Annotated in this window: 10 protein-coding genes and 1 pseudogene; 9 read left to right on the top strand and 2 right to left on the bottom strand. The window is 63.7% G+C overall.

What is annotated here, in order from left to right:
- Positions 1-10 precede the first annotated feature (10 nt).
- The gene (locus X726_RS159920) at positions 11-1,246 is read right to left on the bottom strand and encodes an ROK family transcriptional regulator (RefSeq protein ID WP_023668835.1); all 1,236 of its coding nucleotides are present in this window, start codon (positions 1,244-1,246) and stop codon (positions 11-13) included.
- 139 nt (positions 1,247-1,385) lie between these two features.
- On the opposite strand from X726_RS159920, the pseudogene X726_RS1000000168615 reads away from it, so the two are divergent.
- Positions 1,386-1,565, top strand: a pseudogene (locus X726_RS1000000168615) (ATP-binding cassette domain-containing protein); the annotation flags it as partial.
- A 77-nt stretch (positions 1,566-1,642) separates the two neighbouring features.
- Here the strand turns inward: X726_RS1000000168615 and X726_RS159930 are convergent.
- Entirely contained in the window at positions 1,643-3,445 is a 1,803-nt protein-coding gene (locus X726_RS159930) for an ABC transporter ATP-binding protein (protein WP_023668833.1), read from the bottom strand.
- A gap of 191 nt (positions 3,446-3,636) precedes the next feature.
- Here X726_RS159930 and X726_RS159935 point away from each other — a divergent pair, with 191 nt between their 5' ends.
- From X726_RS159935 to X726_RS159970, 8 genes are all read left to right on the top strand, one after another.
- Entirely contained in the window at positions 3,637-4,995 is a 1,359-nt protein-coding gene (locus tag X726_RS159935) for an LLM class flavin-dependent oxidoreductase (protein ID WP_023668832.1), read from the top strand.
- Between the two features lie 15 nt (positions 4,996-5,010).
- On the top strand, positions 5,011-5,787 hold the full coding sequence (locus X726_RS159940; protein ID WP_023668831.1) for a DUF427 domain-containing protein: 777 nt from the start codon (positions 5,011-5,013) through the stop codon (positions 5,785-5,787).
- 35 nt (positions 5,788-5,822) lie between these two features.
- Positions 5,823-7,466: an ABC transporter substrate-binding protein gene (locus X726_RS159945; protein ID WP_023668830.1), complete on the top strand. Its 1,644-nt coding sequence runs from the start codon at positions 5,823-5,825 to the stop codon at positions 7,464-7,466.
- A 37-nt stretch (positions 7,467-7,503) separates the two neighbouring features.
- Positions 7,504-8,463 carry an ABC transporter permease gene (locus tag X726_RS159950; RefSeq protein ID WP_031198523.1) on the top strand — a complete coding sequence of 320 codons (960 nt, stop codon included), beginning with the start codon at positions 7,504-7,506 and terminating at the stop codon, positions 8,461-8,463.
- A complete protein-coding gene (locus X726_RS159955) occupies positions 8,460-9,341 on the top strand; it encodes an ABC transporter permease (RefSeq protein ID WP_023668828.1) in 882 nt (293 codons plus the stop codon). The genes X726_RS159950 and X726_RS159955 overlap by 4 nt, the downstream gene beginning before the upstream one ends.
- Positions 9,342-9,438: 97 nt before the next feature.
- The gene (locus X726_RS159960) at positions 9,439-9,924 is read left to right on the top strand and encodes a hypothetical protein (RefSeq protein WP_023668827.1); all 486 of its coding nucleotides are present in this window, start codon (positions 9,439-9,441) and stop codon (positions 9,922-9,924) included.
- Between the two features lie 168 nt (positions 9,925-10,092).
- Positions 10,093-11,532, top strand: a complete 1,440-nt coding sequence (locus X726_RS159965) for an aldehyde dehydrogenase family protein (RefSeq protein WP_023668826.1) — start codon at positions 10,093-10,095, stop codon at positions 11,530-11,532.
- A gap of 14 nt (positions 11,533-11,546) precedes the next feature.
- Positions 11,547-12,128 carry a DUF1349 domain-containing protein gene (locus X726_RS159970; RefSeq protein ID WP_023668825.1) on the top strand — a complete coding sequence of 194 codons (582 nt, stop codon included), beginning with the start codon at positions 11,547-11,549 and terminating at the stop codon, positions 12,126-12,128.
- Positions 12,129-12,132: the final 4 nt, after the last annotated feature.

Here is a 12,132-nt window from a genome sequence, read left to right as displayed (position 1 = left end):
TCTCTCCTGATTAGCGCGCGGCGAGGCCGCGAAGTTGAAATTGCGGATCGCCCGACAAAGCTGCCTGATGCAGCAGACAGGCAGCGCCCAATGCCGGACCGTCGGCCCCGACGCGCGACAGTTCGACCGTAGGAACGGGGTAACCTTCAGCCAGGAACTCCAGCAAGAAAGCTTCCACCTGCTCGGCGACAAAGGGATAGACAGCATTGACGGAGCCGGAGAGGATGATGCGCTCCGGCTGCAAGGTGCAGGCAAGTGTCGCCAGGCCGCGGCCGAACCAGAGCGCCCAGTCGCGCGCGGTGGCAACGGCTGCCGGATCGCCGCCGGCCAGCGCTGCGACAAACTCATCCACGCCGGCGCGCAGTCCGCTTATGTGCAAATAGCGAGCCAGTAAAGCATCCTTGCCGACATAGGATTCCAGTCGGCCCGGGCGCTTCGCGTCGAAGACAAAACCTTCGTCGCCGATGCGCAGATGCCCGATTTCGCCGGCGCCGCCGAGCCGGCCGCGATGCAGCCTGCCGGCATTGATGATGCCGCCGCCAACGCCGTTCTCGATCAGGATGACCAGAGCATCCTCATGGTCCTTGCCCGGCTGCGCCCGGTATGTCTCGGCCACCGCCACGGCATTGGCATCGTTTTCCAAGAGGATTGGAAAGTCCGCGCCAAAGGCAGTGCGCAAAAGCTCCGCCAGATTGACCCCGTGCCAGCCAAGGATGGTGGCATGGTATGAAATCCCGTCGGCGGCGGGGAAGCCGGGCACGGCGACATTGAGCCCGTAGGGGCGCGTGCCCGCAGGCAATTGTGAGCGGATCTCGGCGACGAGTTCCCCGATGATGTCGACCGCGGCTTCGGGCGTGCTACCGGGGCCGGCAAATGCCCTAGAGGCGCTCGCACGCCGCGCGCCGGCAAGGTCGACAGTCACGACTGCGATCCAGTTGACGCCGATATAAGCGCCAAGGAAGAAGCCGCCATTGCCGTCGATCTCGACCAGGATACCGGGACGGCCGACCCGACCCTCGCTATCCTGCTCGTCATCCGCTCCATCCGACCGCTCGCGCGCCAGACCGGCTTCCGTCAGCCCCAGCACCAGGGCGCCGGTGGTCGACCGGGTCAGGCCGAGATCGCGTGCGAGCGCTGCCCGGCTCGACGCGCCGGCACGAAACAGCGCCGCAAGTGCCCGCGTTTCGTTCGGCCGAAGATCGGTCGACACCAGCACGTCGTTCTCCACAATTTGTTTGCTCGACATACTAATAGAATTTCTAGGCGGTTTGAAAGACCCAAGGTTGGGTGCATTGCAATAAATCTTCAGCATCTCCAAGCCCATTGACCCAAGTTTCAAACGATGATTTGTATCAGAAACTTACAAATTGGCATGGGAAGATGCGATGACGGTTCTAGCGCGTCTCGAACATATCGTGAAGGATTTCGGTGCCGTTCGCGCGCTGGACAATGTCTCGCTCGACATCAATGAGGGCCAGGTTCTCGGCCTGACGGGCGACAATGGCGCCGGCAAATCGACGCTGGTCAAAACCATCGCCGGAAATTTCCAGCCGACGTCAGGCGCCTCCCAAGCCTGTCCTCCGGCCGCATCGGCCGGGGGACATCTCCTCGAAAGAAGGCTTGTCAGTTGCCCGCTTCGCAATCAGAGACTGCTTGCGTCTCTCCAGCAGGCGATCAGATGACCGTCGCCGGCCTGCCTGACGGGTGGTTGCGCCTTTCGGCAATCGGGCAGCGCGACAGGACAGCGGGCGGCAAAGGAGCATCCGGAGGTCTCGGCATCGTGTGCCGCGACGTGGAGCTGAGCCGGAGCCCTCGGCGCCGTCTCATCCGAGGACGCGGCCAGAAGCAGCTTCGTGTAGGGGTGGTTGGGGCCACGGAAAATCTGCTCGGATGATCCCGTCTCGACCAGCCGGCCGCGATAGAGCACGCCGATCCTGTCGGCCATATAGCGCACCACCCTGAGGTCGTGGCTGATGAACAGATAGGTGGTGTCCTTGTCGCGCTGCAGGTCGTTGAGCAAATTGAGCACGGTCGCCTGCACGGAAACGTCGAGCGCAGAGGTCGGCTCGTCCAACACTACGAGCTTCGGCACGCCGGCAAAGGCGCGCGCAATCGCCGCCCGTTGGCGCTGGCCACCAGACAGCGATCTCGGCTTCTGGTCGACGGTCGTAGCGGCAAGACGAACCGAGGCCAGGAGATCGCCGACACGCTGCTTCACCTCGCTGCGGCTAAAGCCGGCGAGCCGCCGCAGCGGACGGCCGAGGATCCTGCCGATCCGCTGGCGCGGATTGAGCGTGCGGTCGGGTGACTGGAACACCATCTGCACGTCGCGCCGTCCGCTCAGGCTTCTTTTCTCGACGCGCGGCGCGACAGTGCTGCCGAACAGCTCGACCGACCCAGCGTCCGGCGTCTGGAGGCCAGTCACGATCCTTGCCAATGTCGACTTGCCGGAGCCGGATTCGCCGATCAGCCCGAACGTCTCGCCCTGGGCTATCTCCAGGTCGATATCGTGCAGGACGGCCTGGGAGCCGAAGGCGTGGCTGATGCCTTTGCAGGCGACGGCGATCGGACGTGCGGCTTCCGGTTGATCGCTGCGGACAGGCTTCGACGGGCCGGTTGTGTGCATCTCGGCCAGCCTGCCGTCGCGCTTGGTGAAGTTGAGCGCCGGGATCGAGGCGATCAGCGCCTTGGTGTAGGCGTGAACAGGGTTCTCGAAGACATCGTTGGCGATGCCGCTTTCGACCACCGTCCCCGACTGCATCACGGCCACCCGATCGCAGGCCCGGCGGACCATGTTGATGTCATGGCTGATCAGCAGAACGCTGGTTTGGTGATCGCGGCGCAAGTCCTGCAGGATGGCGACGATCTCGGACTGGACGCTGGCGTCAAGCGCCGTCGTCGGCTCATCCAGCACCAGCAGCGACGGGTCGAGCGCAATGGCAATCGCGATGTTGGCGCGCTGCTGCATGCCGCCCGACAATTCGTGCGGATAGAGATCGAGCACCCGCTCCGGATTGCTCACCCTGACGCGGCCGAGCAGCTCGGCGGCGCGGGTGCGTGCTTCGTCCTGCCGAACCGGGCGATGCCGCATGATCGTCTCGGTGATCTGCCGGCCAATCGTCATGGCCGGATTGAGCGCCGCACCCGGATGCTGGTAGACGGCCGCGATGCGATCGCCCCTTAGCCGGCGCAGCTGTTCGCCGGAGAGATTGCGGATCTCGCGGCCCTGGAACTCGAGCGCCGACGCGGCGATCCGGGCGTTATTCGGCAGATAGCGCAGAATAGCGAGTGCCACCGAGCTTTTGCCCGAGCCGGACTCGCCGACAAGGCCGAGCGCTTCGCCTTCGCCGATGGTGAGCGACACGCCGTTGACGGCCGGATGCGATCCCCGGCGTTCATCATAGGCGACGGTGAGCTGCTCGACGTTCAGAACCGATGACGACATGTCTTGCTGAAACCACTTTCTTTCGGCGCGGTCTTCGAGGGCAATCGCTTCCGCTTTCGCGCCGCACAATCTCTATAAAATTACTCGAATTAAGCTGGAGCGCAATCTACCTTTCACCGCTCAGGAGAGATTGTCGCAGCCGGTCGAGGCATCGCGACGGTCGCCTGAAGCAGTTCTGCAAGGAGACCGGCATGGCACGCGACCACATGATCCTCAGCGCGTTTTTCTTCAATCCGCAGGGCGATCATCGCATGTCGTGGCGCCATCCGCGCGCGCCGGGCCGCGAAGTGCTCGACTTCGACTTCTACCGCGATCTCGTCCAGTCTGCCGAGCGCGCCAGGATCGATACGATCTTCGTCGCCGACCATGTCGCGATCTGGGATTCCGTACAGAGCGGCGTAGCCCATTACGCCAATGCCCGCCTGGAACCGCTGACGCTGTTGTCGGCGCTTGCCGGCGTGACCAGGCATATCGGCCTCATCACCACCGCCTCGAGCTCCTACAGCGAGCCCTACAATGTCGCCCGCATGTTTGCCTCGCTCGACCATATCAGCAAGGGCAGGGCGTCTTGGAATGTGGTGACGTCGGCCATGGACGAGGAGGCCCGCAATTTCGGCCGCGACGGCAATATCGAGCACGCCTTTCGCTATGAGCGCGCCACCGAATTCCTCGATATCGTCAAGGCACTGTGGGACAGCTGGGAAGACGAAGCCCTGCTTATCGACAAGGCATCGGGCTATTTCGCCGATCCCGACAAGGTCCATGCGATCAACCACAAGGGCCCGCACTTCAAGGTGCGCGGACCGCTCAATGTCTCGCGCCCGCCGCAGGGCCATCCGCTGATCGTCCAGGCCGGCTCGTCCGAAGACGGCAAGAATTTCGCTACCGCGCATGCCGATGCGCACTTTGCCATCTACAGCACCAAGGAAGACGGCATCAAATATAGGCAGGACATCAACGAGCGCCTCGCCCGTTACGGCCGCAAGCCCGAGAGCTTCAAGATCCTGCCGGGCATCCTGCCGATCGTCGCAGCTTCCGAAGCGGAGGGACGCGAGCGGCAGGAGTATCTGCAGAGCTTGCTTCCCGATCGGGTCGGCATCGACCTTCTCTCGAGCTGGAGCGGCGTCGATCTCTCCGTATATCCGCCGGACGGCCCGCTGCCGCCGCTGCCGGACGAGAGCACCTTCAATGGCGGCCGCACCTCGCTCAATCGCGTCAAGGAATGGTCGAAGCAGAACCTCACTCTGCGCGAGATCGCTCGCAAGCTCGCCAACAGCGGTTCGGTGCCGACCGTCGTCGGCACACCGAACCAGATCGCCGATCAGCTGCAGGACTGGTTCGAGGCAGGTGCCGCCGACGGCTTCAACCTGATGTTCCCGCTGCTCCCGGAGGATTGGGTGAATTTTGCCGAGCAGGTCGTGCCGGAACTGCAGCGCCGCGGCGTATTCCCCACCGAATATGCGCCGGGGACGCTGCGTGATCGTTTCGGCCTGGCTCGGCCGGCCAACCGCTTCGCCGAACAGCGCGACAATGTGCGCGCCGTATCCTGACTTGGGGCAACTGATATGACCGCAGCGCCAAAACTTCAGCCCCGCGAAGCCACGGCTCCGCAGCTCATCAATGTTCTGCACAGCCCCAAGCGCATTCGGGTCAAATTCGCCGGCCGCACCATCGCCGACAGCCGCAACGTCCTGGTGCTGCGCTCCAACCATTTTCTGCCGATCTATTTCTTCCCGGCCTCCTCGGTGGACCGCTCGCTCTTGAAGCCGTCCGAGCATCGCCAGCCGCATCCAGTCGGCGGCGAAACCACCTATTGGGACCTGGAGACGGGATCGAAAGCTTCTCCCAATGCGGCCTGGTCGTTTGTCGCGCCGCAGGATGAAAGCCTGTCGCCACTGGCCGGCCGCATCGCCTTCACCTGGAAAGCGGTCGACCAATGGTTCGAGGAGGAGGAAGAAGTCTTCGTCCACGCCCGCGACCCATACGCCCGCATCGACGCTCTGCAGAGTTCAAGCCATGTCCAGATCTGGTTCGACGGCGAAGTGATCGCCGACAGCCATCGCCCGGTGCTGCTGTTCGAAACGCATCTGCCGACGCGTTTCTATTTGCATCCGGACGATGTCAGGCTCGACCGTCTGGTCGCCTCGGACAGCACGACGCGCTGTCCCTACAAAGGCATCGCCTCCTACTGGTCGGGCCGGCGCGCCGACGGCTCGGTGAGCCCCGATGTCGCCTGGAGCTACCGCGATCCCATTGCCGAAATGCCCAAGATCAGGGGCCTCATCGCCTTTTACCCGCAAGCCGTCGACCGCATCCATCTCGACGGCGAACCAGTCGCTTAAGCCATTCAACAGTCATTTCAGACAGGGGTTCCAGAATGACCAAACGCAACGACATCAATACGCTTCGCAATCTGTCCGGCGACATCTGGAACGTCGCCGTCGATGAGCACCAGGCCGGCTTCCTCAAGCGCCGCGATCTGCTGAAATACGCAGCCTTGATCGGCCTCACCGGCTTTGCCGCCTCGCAGGGACTTGCTGGTTTCGGCACGGCGCGCGCTGCCGGCGCCGGCGGCACGGTCCGCGTTGGGCTCGGACAGCCGACCAAGGCGATCGATCCCGTCTCCATCACCGATCCGGCCAGCATCGGCGTCATCAGCCAGGTCGGCGAATATCTCATCCTCGACGATCCCAAGGACGGTCTGCAGCCCAAGCTCGCTCTGTCGTGGGAGGCCGACGAGACCGCCAGCCGCTGGACCTTCAAATTGCGGCCGGGCGTAAAATTCCACGACGGCCGCACCGTCACCGCCAAGGATGTGGTGGCGAGCTTCGAGCGGCTGGTCGATCCGGCCAGCGGTTCGTCCGCGTTGTCGGCCTATAAGGGCATCCTGTCCAAGGGCGGCGCCAAGGTCGTCGACGACCAGACAGTCGCCTTCGATCTCGACGGGCCCAACAGCAACTTCCCCTTCTATGTCTCGTCCGACGTCTACAATGCCGTCATCCTGCCGGCCGACTATGCCGGCGATTTCGAGAAGAATTTCAACGGCACCGGCCCGTTCAAGCTCGAATCCTTCCGCCCCAAGCAGGGCGCCAGCTTCGTGCGCAACCCTGATTATTGGGGCGACAAGGCGCTGCCCGACCGCGTCGAAATCAAGTTCTTCGACGACGAGCAGGCGCAGGTGCTGGCGCTGCAGGCCGGCCAGCTCGACGTCATCCCGAGCACGACCCGGCTGGAATTGGCGATCGAGGGCAATCCCAACTTCAAGCTGCTCAGCGTGCAGGCAAGTTCGCATGACGAGGTGCATCTGAGGACTGACCAGGCGCCGTTCACCGACAAGCGCATCCGCCGCGCCTTGGCGCTCACCATCGACCGCGAGGCGGTGGTCAAGGGCTTGCTCAAGGGCCGCGCCATCGTCGGCAACGACACCCCGTTCGCGCCGATCTTCCCCTCGGCCGATCCGTCGGTACCGCAGCGCAAGCAGGACATCGCCGAGGCCAAGCGCCTGCTTGGCGAAGCCGGCGTGCCGAACGGCTTCCCGGTGACGCTGACCACCGAGCGCGCCTATGACATTCCCGATTATGCCGTGCTGATCCAGAATTTTGCCAAGAAGGCCGGCATCGACATCAAGCTCAACGTGCTGCCGCAGGACGCCTATTATGGCTCGGCGAAGTTCGGCTCGTCGCCATGGCTCGATTCCAATCTCGGCATTACCGATTTTGGCCATCGCGGCACGCCCGACATCTTCCTCAATGCGACGCTGAAGAGTTCGGGCGCCTGGAACGCGGCGCATTTCAACAACCCGGCCTATGACGGGTTGCTGCTCGAATACGGCAAGGCCCGCGACCTTCAGGCGCAACGCCTTGCCGCGGGCAAGATCCAGACCTTGCTGCTGGACGAGACGCCGCTGATCATCAGCTACTTCTCGCAATACAGCCGCATCGTCTCGTCGAAGGTCGAGGGCGTCCGCTTCACGGCGATCTCGCATCTGCTGCTCGATCGCGTGACGTTCGCCCAGGCATGATTGCGAGACGTCCAGCCACTCCGGGCACTAAAATCCGATGCTGACCGGCCGCACTGTGTTGGTGCGGGCAGCCTCGCTTCTGCTCACGCTGTGGCTGGTCAGCATGCTGGTGTTCTTCGCCGGGCAGGTTCTGCCCGGCGATGTCGGTCGCCTCATGCTCGGGCCGTTCGCCGATGCCGAGGCCGTCGCGGCGCTGAACAGGCAGCTCGGCGCCGACCAGCCGGTGCTCGTGCAATACTGGCACTGGTTCAGCAGCGTGCTGTCAGGCGACTTCGGCACCTCCCTGTCGTTGCGTTTGCCGGTGGCGCCCTTCGTTCTGGAAAGCCTCAAGCGCTCGGCGGCCCTTGCCGGAATTATCCTCGTCTTTCTGTTGCCGCTGGGCATCGGCGCCGGCATCGTCGCCGGTCTCAACCAGGGCCGCTTTATCGACCGCCTGATCGTACTCGCCGGCGTGTCCTTCGGCATCGTCCCGGACTTCGTCTCCGGCCTGCTGTTGCTCATCGTCTTCGGCCTGTGGCTGAACTGGTTCCCGATCACCGGCGCTGCTCCCGATGGCGCCGGGCTGTGGGTCAGTGGCTATTATCTGATCCTGCCGGCGCTGCCGCTGGTGCTGAACCTTGCCGGCTACATCACCCGCATGACGCGGGCCGGTGTGATCGAGGCGCTGGCCGCCGACTATACGCGCACCGCCGTCCTGAAAGGCCTTGAGCGTCGCGAGATACTCATCCGGCACGTGCTGCGCAATGCGCTGACGCCGACCATCGCCGTGCTCGCGACCCAGACCGGTTACATGCTGGGTGGTCTGGTGGTCATCGAAGCCTTGTTCGGCATACAGGGCCTCGGCAACCTTGTCCTCAACGCCGCCAAGGCGCGAGATTTCCCGATGCTCGAAGCCGGCGTGCTGGTCATGGCGACCATCTTCGTGCTGTCGGCCGCGGCAGGCGATCTCGTGAATGCCTTGCTCGATCCGCGGCAGCGCCGCCGTGTCTCGCCATGATGGAACTGATGGAATTGCCGGAGCGCCGTACGCTGCGCTGGCGGGCAGCAAGTCGCATCCGCGAGACTGTTTCGCAGCTGCCGCCCTCGGTCATCATCGGCTCGCTGATCCTGCTGTTCTGGGTCGGCTGTGCCGTGTTCGGCAGCCTGTTTGTGCCCTACGATCCCTATGCCGAGGATTTCCTCGTCATGCTGGCGCCGCCCGACGCGGCGCACTGGTTCGGCACCGACCAACTTGGCCGCGACGTGCTGTCGCGCATCGCCGTCGGCTCGCGTGACATCCTGCTGGTCGCGCCGGCAGCAACACTGCTCGGCGTTGCCGCCGGCAGCGTGCTTGGCCTCGTGCTCGGCTATTTCGACGGGCTGATCGACGCCATCGGCGCCAGGCTGCTCGACACGCTGATGGCCTTTCCCTTCATCGTCCTCGTCACCATGGCGCTGGTCGCGCTTGGGCCATCGAACCTCACCGTCATCCTTGTGATCGGCATCGCCTATGCCCCGCTGGTGGCACGGACGGTGCGTGCCGCCGTGCGCGAGCAGCGCGAACGCGATTATGTCAGCGCCGCTCGTCTCGGCGGTGAGAGCGCTCTTTCCATCATGTTCCTCGAGATCCTGCCTAATGTCAGGGAAACCATTCTCATCGAGCTGGTCACAAGGCTTGGCTATGCCTTCTTTTCGATCGCCACGCTGAGCTTCCTCGGCCTCGGCATCCAGCCTCCCTCAGCCGATTGGGGACTGGCGGTCGCCGACGGCTACGGCTTCCTGACCGGCGGCAAATGGTGGGTGGTGATCTTCAACTCGGCGGCCATCGTCTCGCTGGTCATGGCCACTAATCTGATCGCGCAAGGCATGGGCGCCTTCGAAAACAGCGACCGGTGAAGATCGGCGCTCACCAAAGCTGACGCGCAATTCAGGACCGTGCGCTAAAATCCTCCTTGTGATTCGGCCCGGATAGGGCATCAGAACAAGGAACGGCATGAGCAAGGCTCTCTCCACATTCGCACTGGTCGCGGTGTTCACCGCATTGCTCATGGCGCTCAGCCTGGCGGTTGCCCGGCACGGCTATCCCTATGGCGCGATCGGGGTCCGGCGGCTGGACGGCATCGCCGATGCTGGCTCGTTCCTGCCGCTCGCCGCCGTCTATTTCTTCAGCGCCATGCTGATGATGATCCTGCCGATCCGCGCCGCCGGCATCGTGCTCACCCATGCGGCGGACGCGCTGTTCTGGGCGGTAATCGCCTTGTTCGCGACCATTGTCGGCTGCCTCGTCGCCCGCTGGGCCTTCGGCCAGAGCAGTGTGTTATGGGCGCTGCTCAACTGGCGCTTTCTGTTTGCCGCGGCAATCGTCGGCTGTCATTTCACCATGAACGAGCTGCGCCGTAACATCCTGCTCAGAAGCCTGTTCTTCGTCATCTTCGCCGCGGCAACGCTGGCTTGCCTGTTCTGGACTTTTCCGAGCTGACAGCGGCCTGCTTCATATCGTCCGTTTTGAGGTCGCGGCTTTCACAGCAGCGCGCCATCGGCTATCCAGTCCGCAGCTAGACTTCAGGCCTCACAGTGTCGTCATTTGTCTGATAAATGATTCAGGCATACGGCACCGCCAGCGAACCATTACAAGGAAGACTGCGACATGACCCTGTTTCGTAAAAATCTGATCGACGGCGAGTGGGTGGGCGAAGCCGGCTCGCGCAACATCAATCCCTCGAACACGGGGGATGTCGTTGGCGAATATGCCTCGGCCGGTGCCGAACAGGCCAAGCAGGCCATCGCGGCAGCCAAGGCTGCTTTCCCGGCCTGGTCGCGTTCGGCGCCGCTGGTTCGCCATGCCGTGCTGAAAAAGGCGTCGGACGAGATCATGGCGCGCAAGGAAGAGATCGGCCGCGCCCTGTCGCGCGAAGAGGGCAAGACGCTGGCCGAGGGCATTGGCGAGACCATCCGCGCCGCCCAGATCGTCGACTTCTTCGCCGGCGAGACGCTGCGCCTGTCGGGTGAATTGGTGCCCAGCGTGCGCCCGGGCGTCGGCGTCGAGATCACCCGCGAAGCCGTCGGCGTGGTAGGCATCATCACCCCGTGGAATTTCCCGATCGCCATCCCCACCTGGAAGATCGCGCCGGCGTTGGCCCACGGCAACACCATCGTCTTCAAGCCGGCCGAATTGGTGCCGGAGAGCGCCTGGACCATTGTCGACATCCTGCACCGCGCCGGCCTGCCGAAAGGCGTGCTCAATTTGGTCATGGGCAAGGGCTCGGTGGTCGGCCAGGCCATGCTTGACAGCCCCGACCTCAACGCCATCACCTTCACCGGCTCGGTCGGCACCGGCAAACGCGTCGCCGCGGCAAGCGTCGAGCACATGCGCAAGTTCCAGCTCGAAATGGGCGGCAAGAACCCGATGGTTGTGCTCGACGACGCCGACCTCGCCACGGCTGTCGAGTGCGCCATCAACGGCGCCTATTTCTCGACCGGCCAGCGCTGCACGGCATCGTCGCGCCTGGTGGTGACCGAAGGCATTCATGACCGCTTCGTTGCCGCGCTCAAGGAGCGCCTGGAAAAGCTCGTCATCGGCGATGCGCTCGACACCAAGACCCAGATAGGACCGGTCGTCGATGCGAGCCAGCTCAAGCAGGACGAGGATTACATCGCCATCGGCAGCAAGGAAGGCGCCAACCTCGCTTTCGGCGGCGAGCGGCTCGATCGCGAAACGCCCGGCTTCTACCTCAGGCCGGCACTGTTCACCGAGAGCACCAACGCCATGCGCATTTCGCGCGAAGAAATCTTCGGGCCGGTCGCCAATGTCATCCGTGTCAAGGATTATGACGAGGCGCTGGCGGTTGCCAATGACACCCCCTTCGGCCTGACGTCCGGCATCTGCACCTCGAGCCTCAAGCATGCCACGCATTTCCGGCGCAACTCCGAAGCCGGCATGGTGATGGTCAATCTGCCGACGGCGGGCGTCGATTTCCACGTCCCGTTCGGTGGTCGCAAGGGCTCGAGCTACGGCCCGCGCGAGCAGGGCCGCTATGCCGCGGAGTTCTACACCACGGTAAAGACGGCCTATACATTTGCCGGCTGATCGCGGGGGAACCGATGACGGCGGCGAAAGAGGACCTGACCTGGCTCAACCCGCCGCCGCATCATGTTGTCGGCGACGACACGGTGCATGTGCGCACCGGCAAGGAAACCGACTTCTGGCGCGAGACCTTTTACGGCTTCTGGCGTGACAATGGCCACTTCCTCTACCGGCCGGTCGAGGGTGATTTCAGCGCCGAGGTCACCGTCAAGGGCGACTACAAGGTGCTCTACGACCAGGCCGGGCTGATGCTGCGGCTGAGCGAAACGCACTGGATCAAGGCAGGCATCGAATACACCGACGGGCTGGCGCACTTTTCCGTCGTCGTCACCAACGACGCCTCGGACTGGTCGCTGCTCAGCATTCCCACCGGCCCCGACGGCGTGCGCATCCGGCTGACCCGCCATGCCGAGGCGATCCGCATCCAATATCTTGATACCACCGATGGCAAGTGGAAGCCGGTGCGGCTGGCTTATTTCCCGATCTCCAAATCCGTCGATGTCGGCATGATGTGCTGCTCGCCGCAGCGCGAAGGGTTTGAGGTAACATTCTCCGGCTTTACTGTCGGCCCGCCGATTTCCAGGCAATTGCACGACTGACGGC

Source organism: Mesorhizobium sp. LSJC285A00 (assembly GCF_000503155.1).
Classification (GTDB): domain Bacteria; phylum Pseudomonadota; class Alphaproteobacteria; order Rhizobiales; family Rhizobiaceae; genus Mesorhizobium.
The sequence above is the reverse complement of the archived record's forward strand: the minus strand, read 5'-3'. Positions and strand labels throughout refer to the sequence as shown.

Coding starts and splice junctions, on each gene's coding strand:
- X726_RS159920 (WP_023668835.1), bottom strand. CDS start 1,246: ATGTCGAGCAAACAAATTGTGGAGAACGACGTGCTGGTGTCGACCGAT.
- X726_RS159930 (WP_023668833.1), bottom strand. CDS start 3,445: ATGTCGTCATCGGTTCTGAACGTCGAGCAGCTCACCGTCGCCTATGAT.
- X726_RS159935 (WP_023668832.1), top strand. CDS start 3,637: ATGGCACGCGACCACATGATCCTCAGCGCGTTTTTCTTCAATCCGCAG.
- X726_RS159940 (WP_023668831.1), top strand. CDS start 5,011: ATGACCGCAGCGCCAAAACTTCAGCCCCGCGAAGCCACGGCTCCGCAG.
- X726_RS159945 (WP_023668830.1), top strand. CDS start 5,823: ATGACCAAACGCAACGACATCAATACGCTTCGCAATCTGTCCGGCGAC.
- X726_RS159950 (WP_031198523.1), top strand. CDS start 7,504: ATGCTGACCGGCCGCACTGTGTTGGTGCGGGCAGCCTCGCTTCTGCTC.
- X726_RS159955 (WP_023668828.1), top strand. CDS start 8,460: ATGATGGAACTGATGGAATTGCCGGAGCGCCGTACGCTGCGCTGGCGG.
- X726_RS159960 (WP_023668827.1), top strand. CDS start 9,439: ATGAGCAAGGCTCTCTCCACATTCGCACTGGTCGCGGTGTTCACCGCA.
- X726_RS159965 (WP_023668826.1), top strand. CDS start 10,093: ATGACCCTGTTTCGTAAAAATCTGATCGACGGCGAGTGGGTGGGCGAA.
- X726_RS159970 (WP_023668825.1), top strand. CDS start 11,547: ATGACGGCGGCGAAAGAGGACCTGACCTGGCTCAACCCGCCGCCGCAT.